General features: G+C 56.3%; 17 protein-coding genes. 12 read left to right on the forward strand and 5 right to left on the reverse strand.

From position 1 onward, the window contains the following. Positions 1-6: 6 nt before the first annotated feature. Complete coding sequence (locus SGR01S_RS10995) at positions 7-2,400, reverse strand: beta-N-acetylhexosaminidase (RefSeq protein ID WP_061807466.1); 2,394 nt, start codon at positions 2,398-2,400, stop codon at positions 7-9. A 156-nt stretch (positions 2,401-2,556) separates the two neighbouring features. Further along, positions 2,557-5,265 carry a magnesium-translocating P-type ATPase gene (mgtA, locus tag SGR01S_RS11000; RefSeq protein ID WP_037425994.1) on the reverse strand — a complete coding sequence of 903 codons (2,709 nt, stop codon included), beginning with the start codon at positions 5,263-5,265 and terminating at the stop codon, positions 2,557-2,559. 419 nt (positions 5,266-5,684) lie between these two features. On the opposite strand from mgtA, the gene treR reads away from it, so the two are divergent. Then, positions 5,685-6,632, forward strand: coding sequence for a trehalose operon repressor TreR (gene treR / locus SGR01S_RS11005; RefSeq protein WP_037425997.1), 948 nt, complete (start codon positions 5,685-5,687; stop codon positions 6,630-6,632). Between the two features lie 42 nt (positions 6,633-6,674). Here treR and SGR01S_RS11010 read toward each other — a convergent pair whose 3' ends face one another. Then, positions 6,675-7,088, reverse strand: coding sequence for an Exc2 family lipoprotein (locus SGR01S_RS11010; RefSeq protein ID WP_061807467.1), 414 nt, complete (start codon positions 7,086-7,088; stop codon positions 6,675-6,677). Positions 7,089-7,408: 320 nt separating this feature from the next. Between SGR01S_RS11010 and treB the strand changes: the two genes are divergently transcribed. Together treB and treC are read left to right on the forward strand one after the other, a co-directional pair. Then, a complete protein-coding gene (gene treB, locus SGR01S_RS11015; RefSeq protein WP_061807468.1) occupies positions 7,409-8,824 on the forward strand; it encodes a PTS trehalose transporter subunit IIBC in 1,416 nt (471 codons plus the stop codon). Positions 8,825-8,880: 56 nt separating this feature from the next. Continuing rightward, positions 8,881-10,545, forward strand: coding sequence for an alpha,alpha-phosphotrehalase (gene treC, locus SGR01S_RS11020; protein WP_061807469.1), 1,665 nt, complete (start codon positions 8,881-8,883; stop codon positions 10,543-10,545). Between the two features lie 27 nt (positions 10,546-10,572). On the opposite strand, the gene SGR01S_RS11025 is transcribed toward treC, so the two are convergent. Next, on the reverse strand, positions 10,573-11,097 hold the full coding sequence (locus tag SGR01S_RS11025) for an NAD(P)H-dependent oxidoreductase (protein WP_061807470.1): 525 nt from the start codon (positions 11,095-11,097) through the stop codon (positions 10,573-10,575). A 104-nt stretch (positions 11,098-11,201) separates the two neighbouring features. Here SGR01S_RS11025 and SGR01S_RS11030 point away from each other — a divergent pair, with 104 nt between their 5' ends. The 3 genes from SGR01S_RS11030 to nrdG all read left to right on the forward strand — a co-directional run bounded on the left by SGR01S_RS11030 (position 11,202) and on the right by nrdG (position 15,046). Continuing rightward, positions 11,202-12,110: a LysR family transcriptional regulator gene (locus tag SGR01S_RS11030; RefSeq protein ID WP_061807471.1), complete on the forward strand. Its 909-nt coding sequence runs from the start codon at positions 11,202-11,204 to the stop codon at positions 12,108-12,110. Positions 12,111-12,382: 272 nt separating this feature from the next. Further along, positions 12,383-14,521, forward strand: coding sequence for an anaerobic ribonucleoside-triphosphate reductase (nrdD, locus tag SGR01S_RS11035; protein ID WP_061807472.1), 2,139 nt, complete (start codon positions 12,383-12,385; stop codon positions 14,519-14,521). A gap of 60 nt (positions 14,522-14,581) precedes the next feature. Beyond that, the gene (gene nrdG, locus SGR01S_RS11040; RefSeq protein ID WP_037426017.1) at positions 14,582-15,046 is read left to right on the forward strand and encodes an anaerobic ribonucleoside-triphosphate reductase-activating protein; all 465 of its coding nucleotides are present in this window, start codon (positions 14,582-14,584) and stop codon (positions 15,044-15,046) included. Positions 15,047-15,088: 42 nt separating this feature from the next. On the opposite strand, the gene SGR01S_RS11045 is transcribed toward nrdG, so the two are convergent. Then, positions 15,089-16,147 (reverse strand): permease, encoded by a 1,059-nt coding sequence (locus SGR01S_RS11045; RefSeq protein ID WP_061807473.1) that lies wholly within the window; start codon positions 16,145-16,147, stop codon positions 15,089-15,091. Between the two features lie 267 nt (positions 16,148-16,414). Here SGR01S_RS11045 and phnF point away from each other — a divergent pair, with 267 nt between their 5' ends. Genes phnF through phnK form a run of 6 tightly spaced genes read left to right on the forward strand, consistent with a single transcriptional unit; the run spans position 16,415 to position 20,895 of the window. Further along, the gene (gene phnF, locus SGR01S_RS11050) at positions 16,415-17,140 is read left to right on the forward strand and encodes a phosphonate metabolism transcriptional regulator PhnF (protein WP_172479798.1); all 726 of its coding nucleotides are present in this window, start codon (positions 16,415-16,417) and stop codon (positions 17,138-17,140) included. Continuing rightward, the gene (phnG, locus tag SGR01S_RS11055; protein ID WP_037426023.1) at positions 17,141-17,584 is read left to right on the forward strand and encodes a phosphonate C-P lyase system protein PhnG; all 444 of its coding nucleotides are present in this window, start codon (positions 17,141-17,143) and stop codon (positions 17,582-17,584) included. It abuts the gene before it with no gap. Positions 17,585-17,587: 3 nt separating this feature from the next. Next, on the forward strand, positions 17,588-18,169 hold the full coding sequence (phnH, locus tag SGR01S_RS11060; protein WP_061807474.1) for a phosphonate C-P lyase system protein PhnH: 582 nt from the start codon (positions 17,588-17,590) through the stop codon (positions 18,167-18,169). Next, a complete protein-coding gene (locus tag SGR01S_RS11065; RefSeq protein WP_061807475.1) occupies positions 18,169-19,254 on the forward strand; it encodes a carbon-phosphorus lyase complex subunit in 1,086 nt (361 codons plus the stop codon). The genes phnH and SGR01S_RS11065 overlap by 1 nt, the downstream gene beginning before the upstream one ends. Beyond that, a complete protein-coding gene (locus SGR01S_RS11070) occupies positions 19,247-20,107 on the forward strand; it encodes an alpha-D-ribose 1-methylphosphonate 5-phosphate C-P-lyase PhnJ (RefSeq protein ID WP_037426030.1) in 861 nt (286 codons plus the stop codon). Before SGR01S_RS11065 ends, SGR01S_RS11070 begins: the two co-directional genes overlap by 8 nt. After that, the gene (phnK, locus tag SGR01S_RS11075; protein ID WP_037426032.1) at positions 20,107-20,895 is read left to right on the forward strand and encodes a phosphonate C-P lyase system protein PhnK; all 789 of its coding nucleotides are present in this window, start codon (positions 20,107-20,109) and stop codon (positions 20,893-20,895) included. The genes SGR01S_RS11070 and phnK overlap by 1 nt, the downstream gene beginning before the upstream one ends. Positions 20,896-20,908 lie beyond the last annotated feature (13 nt).

Here is a 20,908-nt window from a genome sequence, read left to right on the forward strand (position 1 = left end):
AGAAAGTTATTCGATCGCGCTGGCACGCAGCAAGGCTTCCAGCGGATAAACCGCCGCAATCACCACTTCGTCCCGTATCTGTGCGGCTGCATCCAGTTGTTGTTGTATCTGTCCGGCTTCGGCTTTGCTCAAGGGTTTGTTTTGCTGATAGCGTTCCAGCAACATCAGACCCAATGTGGACAATGAGCCGACATCCTGCGCCACCGGAGCCAAGTCCTGCATCACCCTGTTACCGGCAATCACCGTTTTTACCGGGGCGGTATTCAACTGCCAACGCTGCAAACGCTCGCGCAACGCCAACGCTGCGGCTCGATCGTTACGATCCTTCACCAACGCGGCAACCTGCAGGCCCATCTCGCGTACCGCGTTACTTTCCGGGGGTAACGCATCGGCAAAGCGGTTCAGCGGCTCGAACTGATGGTAGTTGCCGGCCTTGAATTTCAAATGCTGGCGGGTGTAGTACTGACCCGGTTCTACCGCTTCAGCCAGCGTGTAGAGCGGTGCGATCTGCACGCTGTTCGCCAACCGGGTAAACTCGCGAGCGGTCTCAGCATGTTGCTGCAACCCCACCGACACGACCGACCAGGCATCAACCGCCGCCAGTCGCCGATACATGTTGTTTTCATCGGTCACATCCTGCGCTGACCACAAGCGCTCCGCCACCGCGAACCCACGCGGCCACAGTTTAAGATCAAGAATGGGGGCTCTGATGTTTTCCGCCCATAGCGCCGCTTCACCGCCGAGAATATTAGCCTGCTGCTTCAGCCCCGGCACTACCGGCATCTTGCCTGCCGGAACAATGGCCAGCTTACTGCCGCTGGTCGGGTAACGTACGTTGCCGACCAATGTATACCCACTGAGTTTGTCTTGATCCAACGTGAACACCGGGCGCGTATCCCCCATCCAGGTATCGAGACGGAAACTCACTTGTTGTGGAGAACGCCAGACAATATCGTGCAATGCGCGCCGAGACTTGCCATTAAAATCGATAAAGCCACGCCAACCCTGTTTCCCTTCAATCAGGGTAAAACTGCCCTCCACTGCACTGCCCTTCAGGCGCGGCATGCTGAACTGCCAGCTCTGCGCTTTCTCATCGGGCTGCACCTCGGTAGCAACGCCCAGTGGCTGCGGCAGGATCTCATTGCGATAGTGATAGGCCGTGCTCTGCGGTTGATCAAGGTAGAAGCCGGTGGACAGAATGCCCTGGTACCCGTCCTGCGCGCTGGCACCGAGTGAATCCGGCCCCTGCCAGGACTGGATAACAATGGTGCGTGGCAGAGACGGATGATAAATCTCATCCCAGCCAACCATCTGCCGTTGGTGCTGCTCAAGGATTTTTTCCAGCTTTTGGTTGAAGTAGGCCTGCAGTGCATGGGTATCAGCCAACTGATGTTGCTGCATAAAGCTCTGAATGGCTTTTGATTCTTTCCACTGGCTGGCATCGACCTCATCACCGCCAATATGCAGGTATGGATCGGGGAAGATCGCGGCCAGTTCACCTATGATGGCGTCAACAAACTGATAAACGTCATCACGTGTCGGATCGAGCGTTGGCTTATGTACACCCCACGTGCGTTCCATCTGATACGGCCCCGGCGCACTCATCAATTCCGGGTAGGCCACCGCGATGCTTGAAGCATGGCCTGGCAGATCGATTTCCGGCACTACCCGGATGCCGCGTGCGGTCGCGTAGGCCACCACCTGTTGCATCTGTTCACGGGTATAAAACTGGCCGTCGCTGGCCTGTTGTTGCAGTTTAGGGTAATGCTCTGAAGCAAAGCGCCAACCCTGATCGTCGGTCAGATGCCAATGAAACACGTTGAGTTTCGCCGCTGCCATACCGTCAAGCTGGCGCAGAATATCTGCCACCGGCAGGAAATGACGTGCAGAATCCAACAGCACACCGCGCCACGGGAAACGTGGCACGTCGGTGATACTTACCAATGGCAGGAAGGTGTTCTGCTCATCTGTCTGTACCAGCTGGAGCAGGGTTTCCATCCCGCGTAACGCGCCAAAACGGGTATTGGCTGTCAACGTGACGCCGTCCGGTTTCACCACGAGTTTGTAGCTCTCGTCACTGCCCGGCAGCGGCTGCACCGCCACCTTATCTTTGATATCGACCTTAACGACCACGCCCGTATCTGTTGTTGCCTGCGGCGCCAACGTCCAGCCGGTTTGCAACTCAAGACGCTGCCGCCAACGTTGCTGCGCATCAGCCAAATCGTCGCCTTGCACGTTAATTGATAAGCGGTGATCCAGCACCAGCCTGCCTGCTGGCTGAGTCAGTTCAACCTGTTGCGGCCAGGGCATCAACGGCAGATCACCGGCTGGCTGCGCCAGTGCGCCCAGAGACAATAATAACGATGAAGCCAATAGCGTATAGCGCAGGGTTCTGTGCATCAGAAATTCCTCAGAGGAAAAAAATCAATAAAAACAGCAAAAAGATAATGAAGCTGTAAATAAAGACTGAGCACAGTGCAGATGTCCAACGGTGAGGGCGAAAAGCCGGGTTGGATCACAAATGCCCCTCTTACGCATGCAAGAGGGGCGCGGGAATTATTGCCAGCCGTAGCGGCGCACAAACCAGCCTTTCACGCACTGGGTCAACACCATATAACCGGCCAGGATCAGCACCAACCACGGGAAGTAGCCGAGCGGCAGTGCCTGCAATTGCAGGAAACCGGCTAACGGCGAGAAGGTCAGGCCAATACCAGTAGTGATCACAACCAGCGTCATGATACACAGCGGCCACGAAGGGCGACTCTGGATAAACGGAATTTTGCGTGTGCGAATCATATGTACAATCAATGTTTGCGACAGCAGACCTTCAACAAACCAGCCGGACTGGAACAACGTCTGCATTTCAGGCGTATTGGCCTTAAACACCCACCACATCAGGCTGAAGGTCAACACGTCGAAGATCGAACTGATCGGCCCAAAGAACACCATAAAGCGCCCGATATCGCCGGAGTTCCAACGCTGCGGCTGCGTTATCTGATCGTCATCCACGTTATCAAATGGAATCGCAATCTGCGAAATATCATACATCAGGTTCTGGATCAGAAGGTGCAGCGGTAACATCGGCAGGAACGGTAAGAAAGCGCTGGCGATCAGCACGCTGAACACGTTACCGAAGTTGGAGCTGGCGGTCATCTTGATGTACTTGAGCATATTGGCGAAGGTACGACGTCCCTCAATCACACCTTGCTCCAGCACCATCAGGCTTTTTTCCAGCAGAATGATATCCGCCGCTTCCTTGGCAATATCCACCGCAGAATCGACAGAAATACCAATGTCCGCCGCACGCAGCGCCGGCGCATCATTGATGCCGTCACCCATAAAACCAACCACATGACCCTGCTGGCGCAGCAGCTTGACGATGCGTTCCTTGTGCAGCGGCGTCAACTTGGCGAATACCGTGGTACGTGCCGCCGCCTGCGCCAGTTGCTCATCGTCCATCTGTTCGATTTCACTGCCACGCAGCACATGATCCGCCGCCAGCCCGACGTCTTTACACACTTTCGCCGCCACCAGCTCATTGTCCCCCGTGAGGATCTTCACCGTGACACCGCTGTTTTTCAACGCCGCCAGTGCAGGCGCCGTGCTCTCCTTCGGTGGATCGAGGAAGGCCACATACCCTTCGAGGATCAGATCCGATTCGTCGGCCACACTATATTCATGCGCCTGCGCTGGCAGGATCTTGTTAGCCACCGCGACAACCCGCAGCCCTTGCTGGTTAAGATCGTCGGTGATACGCCGAATCCGAGTCAGCAGCGCTTCAGTCAGCGGGATCACCTCATCTTCTTGCCGCACATGGCTGCAAATTGCCAGCATCTCCTCCAGGGCACCCTTGCAGATCAGCTCGTGATATTGCGCGTCTTTGGCCACAACCACCGACATACGGCGGCGTTCAAAATCAAACGGGATCTCATCGACCTTACGGTAATGTTGCAGTACATCCGGCTGTTCATTTTGCTCTGCACAGCTCAGCACCGCCACGTCGAGCAGGTTTTTCAGCCCGGTCTGGTAGAAACTGTTTAGCCAGGCGTAATGCAGCACCCGATCACTGGCGACACCGAAGACGTCAGTGTGACGTTCCAGTACGATTTTATCCTGGGTCAGAGTCCCGGTTTTGTCAGTACACAGAATATCCATGGCGCCAAAATTCTGAATAGCGTCCAGACGTTTGACGATCACCTTCTGTTTGGACAGTTTTACTGCCCCTTTGGCCAATGTCGACGTGACGATCATCGGCAACATTTCCGGTGTTAACCCCACCGCAACCGACAGTGCAAACAGCGCGGCTTCCCACCAATCACCCTTGGTGTAGCCGTTGATCAGCAACACAATCGGTGTCATCACCAACATAAAACGGATCAATAGCCAGCTGACCTTGCTAATGCCGCTCTGGAAGGCGTTCGGTTGCTCATCCTGGCTGATGACGCGTTGCGCCAGCTGGCCAAAGTAGGTATCCCCGCCGGTACCGATCACCATCGCCAGCGCGGTGCCACTCACCACGTTGGTGCCCATAAAGCACAGGTTTTGGCATTCCAGCGGATCGTCCACCTGCCCGCGCAACTCGGCAACTTTCTCTACAGGCAGAGATTCACCGGTCAGTGCGGCCTGGCTGATAAACAGATCTTTAGCCGACAACACGCGAAGATCCGCCGGGATCATGTCGCCTGCCGCCAATTTTATGATATCGCCTGGCACCAACTGGGATATTGGCAGTTCAATATGTTCACTTTTGCCCGTCAACGCGTCACTGCGGATCACTGTCGCGGTGTTGCTGACCATGGCCTTCAGCGCATCCGCCGCCTTGTTGGATCGCGCTTCCTGAATGAAATTAAGCAGTGTCGAGATCACCACCATCAGGGCGATCACCAGTGCACCGGTCAGATCTTCCGTCGCATACGAGATCATGCCGAGTGCAGTCAGCAACAGATTGAATGGGTTGCGATAGCAGTGCCACAGGTGTTGCCACCAAGCCTCTTGCTGCTGATCGTCGATAATGTTTTCACCGCAGCGCTGACGCACCACATCCGCCTCATGGGCGGTAATCCCTTCGGGATGGCTATGAAAGCGCAAGTACAGTTGGGTTGTGTCAGCAGCAGCACATTCTAAACGCTGCTGCGCCAGGCCGGCGGGCAACCCTTGCGCTTTGCCGCTAAGGCCGTCCAACAAGCTGTCACGGTGCACCAAACGGCGCGGTAAATTGCGGCTGAGCAGGCCCAGCAGCCGACGGGGGATATTTTTCAGTTTCATTTTTTCGCACCTCGTCGCCCATTGCCTCACGGCAGCGGGTGAACGCAGGATCTTTCCCCAGCCAGGCTTTCGGACACGCCAAAAAGCCTCTGCCGGAGCAGATTCTTGTATTTTTAAAAGCAGCAGGAGCGAACGACGGGCGTGCGCTACCGGTTACCGTTTACTTCACCGGTAAAACAGCAGCGCAGAGCGGGCAGGTTTTACCGGATCACCGAGTGAGTGTCTAAGGCTGTCGGATCGGGATCCATACGGGTGATAACCTCCGGTAAATGAAAAGATCGAACGACAAGAGCGGCCGTTCAGCGCAGTACACAAATCCCCTTATTGCGCCAAGATCCGTTGCGGAAAATAGGCTATGCTGACGGGCATTCAGCGTACGCCGTCAATTTACGCCTTTTAACCTAAACGACAAGTAAACCATGCAAAACCGGCTGACCATCAAGGACATCGCACGCCTGAGCGGCGTAGGAAAATCCACCGTATCACGGGTGTTGAACAACGAAGGCAGCGTAAGCCCGCAGACCCGCGAACGGGTAGAAGCGGTGATCCGTCAGCAGGGGTTTACACCGTCCAAGTCGGCACGTGCGATGCGCGGCCAAAGCGACAAAGTGGTGGGTATTATCGTTTCCCGACTCGACTCACCGTCGGAAAACCAGGCAGTGCGTACCATGTTGCCGCTGCTCTATCAGCAGGGCTTCGACCCGATCGTCATGGAAAGTCAGTTTGAAACACGGTTGGTGAAAGAGCATCTGCACGTCCTGCAGCAGCGTAACGTCGACGGGGTGATCCTATTTGGCTTCACAGGACTGACGGCAGCGATGCTCAGCCCATGGCAAGACAAGATGGTTGTGCTGGCTCGCGAATACGAGGGGTTTTCTTCAGTTTGCTACGATGATGACGGTGCCGTACGGCTGTTGATGGAACGCCTTCAACAACAGGGCCACCAGCACATCAGTTACCTGGGAGTACAACTTTCGGATGCCACCACGGGTATGCGCCGCCATCAGGCTTATCTGGACGCTTGCCAACAACAGCGGATAACCCCAAGCGTAGCCTTGGGGGAACTGAGCTATCAGAGTGGTTTCCAACTGGCCGCTTCGGTCATCGATCCCCAGACCACGGCGCTGGTGTGCGCCTCAGACACCATCGCCCTGGGTGCCATCAAATACCTGCAACAGCAACATATTGCCCCACTGCAAGTTTGCGGTATCGGTAATACCCCGCTGCTTAACTTCCTGTTCCCTGAAACGTTTTCGGTTGACCTCGGCTACGGCAGCGCCGGGCTGCAAGCCGCCCAGCAGCTATTAGGCCAGCTCAGCGGCGAACTGGGTATCCGCCAGATCATCGTACCAAGCAAACTCGCCTAAGGGCGGGTTTGCTTGGGCTATTAGGTAGCGTGATAACCGCTTTCAAGGCCGTCCTTCATAGCCATCCCAGTAGGTAGCCACGGCGGAATCCAGCAGGATCTGGCGTTGTTTTTGCGGGTTATCCACTGAATATTCCTGATTGATAAATTTCCCTTTCTTCCCCATGTCGCTGAGGAATTCAGGGCTGCGGAAATAGGCTTCCTGCTGCTCTGCCTGCTTGCGCGTCAATCCTTTGGCCCGATCGGCCTTCCCCATTTGATAGAACTGGTCAAAAAACGGAATAGAGGCTTTTATCGAGTCCGGAATTTGCGTCCGCATTTCGGGGGAAAAATCCTCTCGCGCCAGCTGATAAATCGCCTGCCGGGCGTGGCGTTCCGGGCTGCTTTTTTGGCCGGTGCAGGCGCTCAGAAACAACGCGGTGAGAACAATAAGAATTCGGGGCAATGTCAAAGTCATCATTCTTCCTTGAAAAAGTGCGTGGTAGCGACGATCACATAATGTATTGGACTAACGCGTCGCGCTAATTTCAATCAACTTATTGATTGTTAAGGGTGACAGTATAACCGCCAATGCGCTTGTTCAAGATAATATTGCTGGATGTTTCGGCCAGCGCTCAAAATTCCCTGCTGGATAAATGGTCATTTTTTTATCGTTTTGTGATCCTCGCCCCAAACCGGGAACGTTCCCATTCCATAAGAAAAGGGGAATGACTAAGCTTTGATCATTACTCAGTCAACACCTCTGCGGCAGTCCCATACCAAGAAAGGTATCTAATAATGAGCAAAGTAAAACAGCAGGATATCGATCGCCTGATTGTGCTGGTGGGCGGGCGCGAGAATATCGCTACCGTCAGCCATTGCATTACCAGGCTGCGTTTTGTTCTCAATGACCCAGCGCTGGCCAAACCGAAAGAAATCGAAGAGCTGCCGATGGCCAAAGGTTGCTTCACCAATGCCGGTCAGTTCCAGGTGGTGATTGGTCCGGAAGTCGGTGATTACTACCAGGCATTGATCGCCACCACCGGCGTCAATGAAGCAGATAAAGAACAAGCCAAAGTGGCAGCGCGCCAGAACATGACCTGGAGCGAACGTGCCATCTCTCACTTTGCTGAAATCTTCTTCCCACTGCTGCCTGCCTTGATCAGCGGCGGTTTAATCCTCGGTTTCCGCAACGTGATCGGCGACATCCCGATGTCCGGCGGCCAAACGCTGGCGCAGATGCATCCGGCGTGGAAAACCATTTACGACTTCCTGTGGCTGCTCGGTGAAGCCATCTTCATGTTCCTGCCAGTCGCCATTTGCTGGTCCACAGTGAAAAAAATGGGTGGCACGCCGGTGCTGGGGATTGTGCTGGGCGTCACGCTGGTTTCCCCGCAGTTGATGAATTCCTATCAACTCGGTCAGCAGATTCCGGAAGTGTGGAACTTCGGCTGGTTTACCATTCAGAAAGTCGGCTATCAGGCACAGGTTATCCCTTCCATGCTGGCCGGTATGGCGCTGGGCTGGATTGAGACCCGCCTGAAAAAGATCGTGCCGGATTACCTGTATCTGGTGGTAGTGCCGGTGGTTTCACTGCTGCTGGCAGTGTTCCTGGCACACGCGTTTATTGGGCCGTTTGGTCGCATGATTGGCGATGGCGTAGCCTGGGCGGTAAAAGCCGTGATGACCGGCAGCTTCGCACCGATTGGCGCCGCGCTGTTTGGCTTCCTGTATGCACCGCTGGTGATTACCGGTGTGCATCAGACCACCCTAGCCATCGATATGCAGATGATCCAGAGCATGGGTGGTACCCCGGTCTGGCCACTGATTGCGCTGTCTAACATTGCACAAGCCTCTGCGGTACTGGGCATTATCATTGTCAGCCGTAAAGCCAACGAACGAGAAATCTCTGTACCGGCGGCCATCTCTGCCTACCTCGGCGTTACCGAACCGGCGATGTACGGGATCAACCTGAAGTACCGCTTCCCAATGCTGTGCGCGATGATCGGCTCCGCCTTCGCCGGGCTGATCTGCGGCCTGGACGGCGTGATGGCTAACGGTATCGGCGTCGGTGGTTTGCCGGGTATCCTGTCGATCAAACCGCAGTTCTGGATGATTTACACGGTGGCGATCCTGGTGGCGGTGATTATCCCGCTGGTACTGACCATCATGGTTTACAAACGCAAAGCCAGCCGCGGTGAGCTGCCGGTCTGATTGAAATGTAGGGGCCCGCCAAGCCGGGCCCGTTGTCACGATTCAAAGGTATTACTATGAGCAATCCAATCCCCTGGTGGCAAAACGGTGTCATCTACCAAATCTATCCGAAGAGTTTTCAGGACAGCACCGGCAATGGCTACGGCGATCTGGCCGGTGTAACCCAGCGGCTGGACTATCTGCAGGAACTGGGCATTGACGCGATCTGGCTGACGCCGGTGTATGTCTCCCCGCAGGTGGACAACGGCTATGACGTGGCGGACTACTGCGCCATCGATCCGGCCTACGGCACCATGGAGGATTTCGACCGTCTGATCGCTGCCGCCCACCAGCGCAGCATCCGCATCGTAATGGACATGGTGTTCAACCATACCTCGACCGAACACCCGTGGTTCAAAGCCTCACAGGATCGTAACAGCCCGTTCCGTCAATTCTATGTCTGGCGCGACGGCGAAGGCGACACACCGCCGAACAACTGGCGTTCCAAGTTTGGCGGCAACGCCTGGCAATGGCACGCCGACAGTGGTCAGTATTATCTGCATCTGTTCGCTACCGAGCAGGCAGATCTTAACTGGGAGCACCCACCGGTACGCGAAGAACTGAAGAAAGTGTGTCAGTTCTGGGCCGACAAGGGCGTGGACGGCCTGCGTCTCGACGTGATCAACCTGGTCTCCAAGCAGCAGGATTTCCCCTCTGATAACCAAGGCGACGGTCGCCGTTTCTACACCGACGGGCCGCGTATTCATGAATTTCTGCAAGAGATGAGCCGGGATGTGTTCCAGCCACGCGGCTTGATGACCGTAGGGGAGATGTCGTCCACCACGTTGGAACATTGCCAACAGTACGCGGCGAAAAGTGGTGAAGAGTTGTCGATGACCTTCAATTTCCACCATCTGAAGGTGGACTATGCGGGCGGCGAAAAATGGACACTGGCCGCGCCTGATTACGTTGAACTCAAACAGATTTTCCGCCACTGGCAGCAAGGCATGCATAATCAGGCGTGGAACGCGCTGTTCTGGTGTAACCACGATCAGCCGCGCATCGTTTCTCGCTTCGGTGATGAAGGCGAGCTGCGGGTACCGGCCGCCAAAATGCTGGCAATGGTGCTGCATGGCATGCAGGGCACACCTTATATTTATCAGGGCGAAGAGATCGGCATGACTAACCCGGGCTTTAACACCATAGAGCAGTATCGCGATGTGGAAAGCCTGAACATGTATAGCGAACTCAGTGCACAGGGTAAAAGTGACGCCGAGCTGCTGGCTATCCTGGCCAGTAAATCACGCGATAACGGCCGCACGCCGATGCAGTGGAGCGCCGCACCGAACGCCGGTTTTACTCAAGGCACCCCGTGGATTAGCTGCGCGGAAAACTACCCGCAAATCAACGCCGAAACGGCGCTGGCCGATCTGGATTCGGTGTTTTACGCCTATCGCCAATTAATCACCCTGCGTAAGCAGTATCCACTGCTGACTCACGGTGACTACCGTGACCTGGCCCCCGCCCACCCGGCACTGTGGTGCTACCAGCGCAGCTGGAACGGCCAACGCCTGTTGGTTGTCGCCAACCTGAGCCGCGAGTCGCTGGCCTGGCAAGCGGAAGGCGTAGAGCCGTCTGATTTGTGGCGCCCGCTAATGAGCAACTACGCTAATGCGCCTGCGCAACCGCAGGCCACTACCTTGCGGCCATTCGAAGCCGTATGGTGGCTGTTAGAAGACTAATACTGTCGGGGCGTGGCTTGCTGCGCCCTACAGTTTTTCCAATAATTCCACCACACCGGCAGCCTCTTGCGCCAGACGCTCCTCACTGATATCAAACACACCCTGAACCAGATACGGCGGCAGGTAATCCATGCCGGTCAGATTGGCCATTGCATGGAACGGGCGCAGTAAATCTGTCACTGGATAGCGGTTATACCCTTCAGGCGTATAGGCCTGCTGATTGCCGCCGGTAGTGACCACCAGTTGCAACGGTTTACCCTGCAGTTTGGTGCCATCAGTACCGTAGGCAAAACCGTGGGTTAATACCGCGTCCTGCCATTCACTGAGGATCGCGGGTGAGCTGTACCAGTAGAATGGGAACAACATCACCACCGCATCATGGCTCTGCAACAACGCCTGCTCACGCGCCACGTCAATTTGATAGTCCGGGTAAGCGCGCATCAGTTCGTGAATAGTCACGTTTGGCAGCGGGCGTAGTGCTTCGATCAACGCTTTGTTGATACGTGAATCATCAGGGAAACGGTGAGCGGTTAACACGAGAATACGCGACATAAGAGATCCTTGATTAAGATTTGATATCGCATTTTTCCATTTCCTGCACGCCGGGTGTAGGCTGTTAGTTGTCACTTCAATTTCAACTGAAAGTATCAACCACTATGCCGCTGCCCTTTGACGTACATCGCCTGCTGCCGGCGTTTCTCACCGCAGCCCAGGCGCAGAACTTCTCTGCTGCTGCGCGCCAGTTGGGTGTCACCCCGGCGGCGATTAGCAAAAATATTCGCGTGCTGGAAGAAAAGCTGGCGCTGCGATTGTTCCAGCGCAATACCCACAACGTGGTGCTGACCGACGAAGGTAAAGCACTGCTGCAACAAGTCGCTCCGCTGTGGCAGGCGCTGTCCACAACGCTGGAAACCGCCGGCAGTGCGCAGCAAACGCCATCAGGGACGGTACGCGTCAGTATGATCCCCGGCTTCGGCCGCCAAATGTTGATGCCATTGATCCCCCAATTTCTCGAGCGTTATCCGCAGATCGATCTCGATCTTTCACTGGATGCGCGAGTAGTCAATTTGGTGGGTGAAGGCTTTGACGTAGGTATTGGCAGCCGGGTCGATCCTGACAGTCGACTGGTGGCGCGCCCCCTATACTCAATGCAGATGGTGCTGGCGGCCTCACCCGGTTATCTGGCGCAACACGGCATGCCGCAGGATCCTGACGATCTACTGCAACATAACTGCCTGCTGCACCGTAACCCGGCTACCGGGCGCAACGCAAAATGGCCTCTGCGTCAGCACGGCGACGCCAAAACGCTGGAGCTGCATGGTCGCCTGGTTGCCAGCCGGCCGGAGATGCTGCTGGACGCGGCCCTGGCTGGGGTAGGCATCGCCTGCCTGGCTCGCTGGTACGCGGAACAGCATTTTGCGCAAGGTACTCTGCTGCCGGTGCTGGCGGGCTGCTGGCCACAGCCGACTCAACTGTGGCTGTATTACGCTTCTGCCGACCTTCCGCCTCGGGTACGCGTCTGGGTTGAGTTCCTGCTAGAGCATTTTCGTCACCGCCCGGCCTGAGTTTTCAGGCCGTAAATTAACGTTTGTACAGCTAACGCCCGCTCTTTCAATTTCTTTGTCCTACGTCAAAAGAACCCTGCCAATATCTATATATAGTGCATTAAGAAACACCAACACCTATATGTAGTAGTTATCCACAAAATCATCCACACGTCGCCTCAGCCCTTGTGCGCTGCGGCTTTGCCCTGTGGATAAGCCGAAATCATACCGATACCCAATAGCTTTCAGGCTGCCGGGCATCAGCGCTCCCTCGGGGAACAAGGAGTAACAACGTGAAACCAGTAGTGATTAAACGGGACGGTTGCCAGGTACCTTTTGACGAGGCACGCATTGGGCAAGCTATCGAGCGGGCAGCACTGGCCGCCGGGATTGTCGATGCTGACTACTGCGCTACTGTCGCCCGCGTAGTCGCTCAACGGATGTCACAACAGCAGCGCGTTGATATCCATGAAATTCAGCAGGCGGTTGAAAATCAGCTGATGGCCGGCGAATACAAACAGCTGGCACGCGCCTATATCGAATATCGTCACGATCGTGACGTGGCACGCGAACTGCGTGGGCGACTCAACCAAGAGATCCGCGGCCTGGTGGAACAAAGCAACATGGCGTTGCTGAACGAAAATGCCAATAAAGACAGCAAGGTGATCCCTACCCAGCGCGACCTGCTGGCCGGGATCGTCGCCAAGCATTATGCCAAACAGCATATCCTGCCACGTGACGTGGTGCTGGCCCACGAGCGCGGCGAGATCCACTACCACGATCTCGATTACTCGCCCTTCTTCCCTATGTTCAACTGCATGCTGATCGATTTGAAAGGCATGCTGACCAACGGCTTCAAAATGGGTAATGCCGAGATCGAACCACCGAAGTCGATCTCCACCGCGACCGCCGTCACCGCACAGATCATCGCACAGGTCGCCAGCCATATTTATGGTGGCACCACCATTAACCGCATTGACGAGATCCTGGCACCGTTCGTCAGCGAAAGCTTCAACAAGCATCGGCAAGTCGCCGAAGAGTGGCAGATCCCGGACGCGCAAAGCTACGCCATGGCACGCACCGAGAAAGAGTGTTACGACGCCTTCCAGTCATTGGAGTACGAGGTCAATACCTTGCACACCGCCAACGGGCAAACCCCGTTCGTCACCTTCGGATTCGGCCTGGGTACGTGCTGGGAATCACGGTTGATCCAACAGTCTATTCTGAAAAACCGTATCGCCGGGCTGGGCAAGAACCGCAAGACAGCAGTGTTCCCTAAACTGGTGTTCGCCATTCGCGACGGCCTGAACCACCAATATGGCGATCCAAACTACGATATCAAACAGTTGGCACTAGAATGTGCCAGCAAGCGCATGTATCCAGACATCCTCAATTACGATCAGGTAGTGAAAGTCACAGGTTCGTTCAAAACGCCGATGGGTTGCCGCAGCTTCCTCGGTACCTATGAAGAGGACGGCGAGCTGGTGCACGACGGCCGCAACAATATCGGTGTCATCAGCCTAAACCTGCCGCGCATTGCGCTAGAGGCTATGGGCGATGAAAGCCGCTTCTGGCAACTGCTGAATCAACGTTTACTGCTGGCGAAGAAAGCACTGATGACGCGTATCGCGCGGCTCGAGGGTATCAAAGCCCGCGTGGCCCCCATCCTGTATATGGAAGGTGCCTGTGGTGTGCGGTTGAAAGCTGACGACAATATTGCCGACATTTTCAAAAATGGCCGCGCGTCGATCTCACTGGGCTATATCGGCTTGCATGAAACTATCAATGCACTATTCGGCAATGAACAACATGTTTACGACGATGAAGCGCTGCGTGCCAAAGCGGTCGCCATTGTTGCGCATCTGCGGGCTGCTACCGACAGTTGGAAAGCCGAAACCGGCTACGGTTTTAGCCTGTACAGCACGCCAAGCGAAAACCTGTGCGATCGCTTCTGCCGGTTAGATACCGCTGATTTCGGGGTGGTGCCGGGTGTCACCGACAAGGGCTATTACACCAACAGCTTCCATCTGGACGTAGAGAAAAAGGTCAATCCGTACGACAAGCTGGATTTTGAAGCGCCTTACCCGCCATTGGCCAATGGGGGGTTCATCTGTTACGGCGAATACCCGAACCTGCAACACAACCTGAAAGCACTGGAAGATGTATGGGATTACAGCTACAGCCGCGTGCCTTATTACGGTACCAACACGCCGATCGATGAGTGCTACGAGTGTGGCTTTACCGGCGAATTCTCCTGTACCAGCAAAGGCTTCACCTGCCCGAAATGCGGTAATCACGAGCCATCCAAGGTGTCCGTTACGCGTCGGGTGTGCGGCTACCTCGGTAGCCCGGATGCCAGACCGTTCAACGCAGGCAAGCAGGAAGAAGTGAAACGCCGGGTGAAACACCTGGGGAATGGACAGATCGGCTAACGTCGGGCAGCGATACATCAGGGCTCAGCATGCTGAGCCCCTACTATCAGAAAGCGAAATATGAACTACCACCAGTACTATCCCATCGACGTGGTCAACGGCCCTGGCACTCGCTGCACGCTGTTTGTTGCCGGTTGCGTACACCAGTGCCCTGGCTGCTACAACAAAAGCACCTGGCGGCTCAATTCCGGGCAGCCATTTACCCAAGCGATCGAAGACCAAGTGATTGCCGACCTTAACGACACGCGTATTCCGCGCCAGGGCCTGTCGCTGTCCGGCGGCGATCCGCTGCATCCGGCCAATATCCCGGCGGTGCTGCAATTGGTGAAAAGAGTGCATGCCGAGTGCCCCGGCAAGGATATTTGGCTGTGGACGGGCTATCGGCTAGCTGAACTGGATGAACAGCAAATGCAGGTAGTGGATCGGATTAACGTGCTGATTGACGGCAAGTTTGTGCAGGACTTAAAAGACCCGGCATTGATCTGGCGCGGCAGCGCCAATCAGGTGGTGCATAAGCTGCGTTGACTGTTTTCAAGGGCGCAGCCTGTAAGCTGCGCCTTTCTCACCTTACACCAGCCACACTCCCACCACGCCTGTCACGATCCCACACAGTGCCACTAAAGCCGCCGTCAGAATCAGAGCTTTAGCGGAAAAGGCTTTGTTCAGCATCAGCAGTGAAGGCACACTGACCGCCGGTAAGGTCATCAACAACGCTAGCGCCGGCCCCGTGCCCATGCCAGCCAACATCATCGCCTGCACAATCGGAATTTCCGCCGCCGTAGGGATCACGAACAAACAACCGGCGATCGCCAACCCAATAATCCACAGCACACTGTTATCTATCGCGCCATCAGCATGCGGGAACAACCAGACCCGCGCCGCACCCAACGCCAACACCGCCAAAATGTAAATCGGTATGGTTGACCAAAACAGCGACCACAGCGCCTTCAGCCAACGCCCGAAGAAAGGTTGCTCCTCGATTTTCTCCAGCGCTATCACCGGCATTTGCAATGCGGCGGGTTGCGGGTCGTTGGCAGTCGCGCGCTGCACCAGCCAGGCAATACCCAATACCATCATCACCCCGGCCACCAGCCGAATAGCGGCAAACTGCCAGCCGAGCACGAAGCCCATAAAAATCAGCGTCGCCGGGTTCAGCACCGGGTTACTGAGCCAGAATGCCATCGCCGCGCCGCTGGATACCGACTGACGGCGCAGCCCGGCGGCAACCGGTGCCGCACAGCAGGTACACATCATGCCCGGCAGTGCGATCACCGCGCCGAGCAAGGTGCCGGAAAACCGTGGGTGTCCCAATGTACGCATCAACCAATCACGCGGGATTAATACCTGCACCAGCGAGCCCAACACCACACCGAGCACCGCCGCTTTCCACACCGCAGTGAAATAGATCAGCGCATAGTGCCAGGCCGCCAGCCACGGGCTGTTGTCACCATTAGCCAGTATCGATTTGCCGATCGAGTGCGTTTCGGCAGCCAAAAAGGCCTTGCCGTAATAAGGCTGCCATTTGACGTAGTAAAGACCAACGGCCATCACCAGCAGAAACAGAATCGGTTTCCACAATGGCCAGGGGCGGGCACGGTTTTCAGTTGCAGTCAGGGGATGTGGCATGGGATTGGCTCGGTTCAGTCATCAATGGCGTCAGCTTAGCGCGACGTAGGCCAGTACGCATCATCAGTCTGTCCAAAATAGTTCATCTGTTCGCCACCGATGCGTAACGCGATTGTCATCTGGCCCCGGCAAGATAATGCCAACTTCACCACGGGACATACCCGTCGCCTTTCACGCTGTAGCGTTGTGAGCAGCACAAGCACTGTAAGAAAAACTGACATCCCATAGATTTTAATGAGCATTCGGCACGCCGAGGTTTTTATTATGATGGACTTATCTAGACATCCGACCAGTTTCCCTACCCGCTACCAGCAAATCGCCGCGCAGCTTGAGCAAGAGCTGCGTACCCAATACCGCTGTGGCGACTATCTGCCTTCCGAACAGCAACTGGCGGAGCGCTATCAGGTAAATCGCCATACCCTTCGCCGCGCAGTCGACCAATTGGTGGATCGCGGCTGGCTGCAACGCCGACACGGTATCGGCATTCTGGTGCTGATGCGCCCCTATGACTATCCGCTACATGCCAATACCCGGTTCAGTCAGAACCTGTTCGAGCAGGGCAGCCACCCCACCAGTGAGCGCTTACTCGCTGTATTACGCCCGTGTAATGGGCATGTTGCCAGTGCACTGTCGCGTGAAGAAGGCGAAACGGTGATCCACCTGCGTACCCTGCGTCGGGTCAACGGCGTGCCGATGAGCCTGATCGACCATTATCTGCCCGATCTGGACTGGTGGCCTGCGTTACAGCAGTTCCATAGCGGCTCATTGCACGAATTTATCGAACTCAACATCCACCAGCCGCTGACCCGCAGCCAGACGCGTATCAGTGCCCGCCGCGCTCAGGCCAAAGAGAGTCAACTGCTGGAGATAGCCACCCACGCGCCGCTGCTGTGCGTGCGCACCCTGAACGTCTGCACCGGCAGTGACAACGTGGCGGAATACTCCGTCAGCCTGGCGCGCGCCGACATGATTGAACTGACGATGGAGCACTGAATGCAAGCCTTACAGCCTAGACAACGCTGGATGTCAGTACTGGCGCACAGCCAACCCGCCCAGCTACGCAGTCACTGGCAGGCGCTGAACCTCAGCCCGCGCTTCCAAACCATTCGCGCACCAGAGATTGGCCTTGCGCAGTTACAAGGGCGCATGGGCGCTACCGGCCGCCGCTTTGTATTGGGTGATATGACGGTCACCCGTGCGGTGGTGCAACTGGAAAACGGCGGTTACGGCTACAGCTATATCGCCGGACGTGACAAAGCACATGCCGAACTCTGCGCACTGGCAGATGCTCTGCTGCAACAGCCAGATCAAGCCGAGTTACTGCAACAACAACTGATTGAGCCGCTGGCTGCCCTACAGCATGAACAGCGCCAGCTGCGCGCGCGGGCAGTTGCGTCCAGCCGGGTGGACTTCTTTACGCTGGTGCGAGGGGATTAACCAATGAGCCTACTGACAGGTTTTGCACAACCGATAGAACAATCGCAACAAGCTTTCCGTTTGATTCTTAAGGCGTTAAGCGAGCCAGGGCATGTCGTCACGCTTCCGGGCAGCCCGGCCTGGGGCACATTGAATGCCGCCAGTACCGCCGCACTGCTGACGCTGGCGGATCAGGAGACCCCACTGCAACTGTGTTCAGCGCTAGAAAGTGAGCAAGTGCTAACAAACATTCGCTTCCATAGCGGTGCACCAATGGCGACACAGGCTGATCAGGTGTGTTTTGCCCTGTTCGATGCGCAACTGCAAGCCACTGATTTACAAGCATTGCCGCACGGCAGTGAGATCTCCCCCGAATTCAGTACCACCGTCGTGGTGCAGCTCGAGAGTTTGGAACAGGGCGCAGCTTTGCGACTCACCGGCCCCGGCATTGAACATCAACGGATTATCTCACCGTCGTTACCTCCAGCACTACTGGACTATCTCATCAACCGCCCGCAGCGCTTCCCGCTAGGGTTGGACTTTCTACTGACCTGCGGTGCACGTCTTCTGGCGTTACCGCGGACCACCCGCGTGGAGGTGTGCTGATGTACGTTGCCGTTAAAGGGGGCGAAAAAGCCATTGAGGCCGCCCATCAGTTACAAGAGCAACTGCGACGCGGTGACGACAGCGTACCGGCGCTCGGCACCCAACAAATTGAACAACAGTTGGGATTAGCGGTAGATCGCGTGATGACCGAAGGGGGTATCTACGACCCGGAATTGGCAGCACTGGCGATCAAGCAGGCGAGCGGTGATCTGGTCGAGGCGATTTTCTTACTGCGCGCCTATCGCACCACCTTGCCACGGCTGGCGGTCAGCGAACCTTTAGAGACCGTTAATATGCGGCTGGAACGCCGTATCTCTGCGGTTTACAAGGACTTGCCCGGCGGGCAGGTCCTGGGCCCCACCTACGATTACACCCACCGCCTTCTGGATTTTGCCCTGTTGGCGGAAGGTGAAGCGCCGCGTGCACCCCATGCCGACGAACCCTTGCCAGAGAACTGCGCGCACGTGTTCAGTCTGCTCAGCCAGCAGCAGTTAGCACTGGCGGAACAGGATGACGGCAGCACGCCGGATGATATCACCCGCAATCCTCCGGTTTACCCCTGCTCCCGCTCGGCACGCTTACAGCAGTTGGTACGTGGTGACGAAGGTTTCCTGCTGGCACTGAGCTATTCCACTCAGCGTGGTTACGGCCGTACCCATCCGTTCGCCGGTGAAATCCGCACGGGTTATGTTTCCGTCGAGATAGTGCCCGAAGAGTTGGGTTTCGCCGTAGATATCGGCGAGATCCTGTTAACCGAGTGCGAAATGGTCAACGGTTTCATTGACCCAGCAGACCAACCACCACATTTCACCCGCGGCTACGGCCTGGTGTTTGGCCGTGCTGAACGCAAAGCAATGGCGATGGCACTGGTGGACCGTGCTCTGCAAAGCCCTGAATACGACGAAGGCATCGCCAGCCCGGCGCAAGACGAAGAGTTCGTTCTGGCCCATGCCGACAATGTCGAAGCCGCAGGCTTTGTTTCCCATCTCAAATTGCCACACTACGTCGATTTCCAGGCCGAACTGGAATTGCTCAAACGTCTGCGGCAGGAGTTTAGCGAGCGTCAGGAGGTCCGCGATGAGTGAAGTATTAACCGGCTATAACCTTGGCTATCTGGACGAACAGACCAAACGTATGATCCGCCGCGCTATTTTGAAAGCGGTGGCGATCCCCGGGTATCAGGTGCCGTTCGGCGGCCGTGAGATGCCAATGCCCTACGGCTGGGGCACCGGTGGTATTCAGTTGACTGCCAGCGTGATTGGCCGCGCCGACGTGCTGAAGGTGATCGACCAGGGGGCCGACGACACCACTAACGCCGTCTCCATCCGCCGCTTCTTCCAGCGTGTCGCCGGGGTTGCCACCACCGAACGCACGCCGGAGGCTACGCTGATCCAGACCCGACACCGTATTCCAGAAACCGCCTTGCGCGAGGACCAGATCCTGATTTATCAGGTGCCGATCCCCGAACCTTTGCGCTTTATCGAACCGCGTGAAACCGAAACCCGCAAGATGCACGCACTGGAAGAGTATGGCGTGATGCAGGTGAAACTATATGAGGACATCGCGCGCTACGGTCATATCGCCACCACCTATGCCTACCCGGTAAAGGTCAATGACCGCTACGTGATGGACCCGTCGCCGATACCGAAATTCGATAACCCGAAGATGCACATGATGCCCGCATTACAGCTGTTTGGCGCTGGGCGCGAAAAACGTATCTATGCCCTGCCACCCTTTACCAAGGTAGAGAGCCTGGACTTCGACGATCATCCGTTCAGCGTACAACAGTGGGACGAGCCTTGTGCGCTGTGCGGCTCACGCCACAGCTATCTGGATGAAGTGGTGCTCGACGACCAGGGCAACCGCATGTTCGTCTGCTCAGATACCGATTACTGCCAGCAGCAACTGGCGCAACCTTCGCAAAAGGTGCAGCACTGATGACTTCCACCCCTTTGAGCACCACACCGCTACTGTCGGTGGCTAACCTTACTCACCTGTACGCACCCGGCAAAGGTTTTAGCGATGTGTCTTTCGATATTTATCCCGGTGAAGTGCTGGGCATCGTCGGTGAATCTGGATCTGGCAAGACCACGCTACTGAAATCGATCTCTGCACGGCTGGCGCCGCAGAATGGACAGATCATCTACCGTCCGCAAGCCGGACAACAGCACGACCTGTACGCGATGGCGGAAAGCGATCGCCGCCGTTTGCTGCGCACCGACTGGGGCGTGGTGCATCAGCATCCGCTCGACGGGCTACGCCCCAAGGTTTCTGCCGGTGGCAACATTGGTGAACGTCTGATGGCTATCGGCCAGCGCCACTACGGTGACATCCGCCGCCAGGCTGCCCAATGGCTGGAAGACGTCGAGATCCCGGTATCGCGCCTTGACGATCTGCCAACCACCTTCTCCGGTGGCATGCAGCAGCGATTGCAGATCGCCCGTAATCTGGTGACCCACCCGAAGCTGGTATTTATGGATGAACCTACGGGCGGGCTGGACGTTTCAGTACAGGCGCGACTGCTCGACCTACTGCGCACCCTGGTGGTGGAGATGCAGTTGGCGGCGGTGATCGTTACCCACGATCTCGGCGTAGCACGTCTGCTGGCACACCGGTTGCTGGTGATGAAACAGGGCGAAGTGGTGGAAAGTGGCCTGACCGACCGGGTGCTGGACGATCCGCATCATCCCTATACCCAACTGCTGGTTTCTTCGGTGCTGTCGTAACGCAAGGTGATAA

This window comes from Serratia grimesii NBRC 13537 (assembly GCF_001590905.1).
Lineage (GTDB): Bacteria > Pseudomonadota > Gammaproteobacteria > Enterobacterales > Enterobacteriaceae > Serratia > Serratia grimesii.

What these genes read in the sequence shown, in the direction of transcription:
- SGR01S_RS11025 (WP_061807470.1), bottom strand. Translation starts at nt 11,097, where the DNA reads ATGTCGCGTATTCTCGTGTTAACCGCTCACCGTTTCCCTGATGATTCA.
- phnG (WP_037426023.1), top strand. Translation starts at nt 17,141, where the DNA reads ATGCAAGCCTTACAGCCTAGACAACGCTGGATGTCAGTACTGGCGCAC.
- phnF (WP_172479798.1), top strand. Translation starts at nt 16,415, where the DNA reads ATGGACTTATCTAGACATCCGACCAGTTTCCCTACCCGCTACCAGCAA.
- SGR01S_RS10995 (WP_061807466.1), bottom strand. Translation starts at nt 2,400, where the DNA reads ATGCACAGAACCCTGCGCTATACGCTATTGGCTTCATCGTTATTATTG.
- phnH (WP_061807474.1), top strand. Translation starts at nt 17,588, where the DNA reads ATGAGCCTACTGACAGGTTTTGCACAACCGATAGAACAATCGCAACAA.
- treC (WP_061807469.1), top strand. Translation starts at nt 8,881, where the DNA reads ATGAGCAATCCAATCCCCTGGTGGCAAAACGGTGTCATCTACCAAATC.
- mgtA (WP_037425994.1), bottom strand. Translation starts at nt 5,265, where the DNA reads ATGAAACTGAAAAATATCCCCCGTCGGCTGCTGGGCCTGCTCAGCCGC.
- SGR01S_RS11070 (WP_037426030.1), top strand. Translation starts at nt 19,247, where the DNA reads ATGAGTGAAGTATTAACCGGCTATAACCTTGGCTATCTGGACGAACAG.
- phnK (WP_037426032.1), top strand. Translation starts at nt 20,107, where the DNA reads ATGACTTCCACCCCTTTGAGCACCACACCGCTACTGTCGGTGGCTAAC.
- nrdG (WP_037426017.1), top strand. Translation starts at nt 14,582, where the DNA reads ATGAACTACCACCAGTACTATCCCATCGACGTGGTCAACGGCCCTGGC.
- SGR01S_RS11045 (WP_061807473.1), bottom strand. Translation starts at nt 16,147, where the DNA reads ATGCCACATCCCCTGACTGCAACTGAAAACCGTGCCCGCCCCTGGCCA.
- SGR01S_RS11065 (WP_061807475.1), top strand. Translation starts at nt 18,169, where the DNA reads ATGTACGTTGCCGTTAAAGGGGGCGAAAAAGCCATTGAGGCCGCCCAT.
- SGR01S_RS11010 (WP_061807467.1), bottom strand. Translation starts at nt 7,088, where the DNA reads ATGACTTTGACATTGCCCCGAATTCTTATTGTTCTCACCGCGTTGTTT.
- SGR01S_RS11030 (WP_061807471.1), top strand. Translation starts at nt 11,202, where the DNA reads ATGCCGCTGCCCTTTGACGTACATCGCCTGCTGCCGGCGTTTCTCACC.
- treB (WP_061807468.1), top strand. Translation starts at nt 7,409, where the DNA reads ATGAGCAAAGTAAAACAGCAGGATATCGATCGCCTGATTGTGCTGGTG.
- treR (WP_037425997.1), top strand. Translation starts at nt 5,685, where the DNA reads ATGCAAAACCGGCTGACCATCAAGGACATCGCACGCCTGAGCGGCGTA.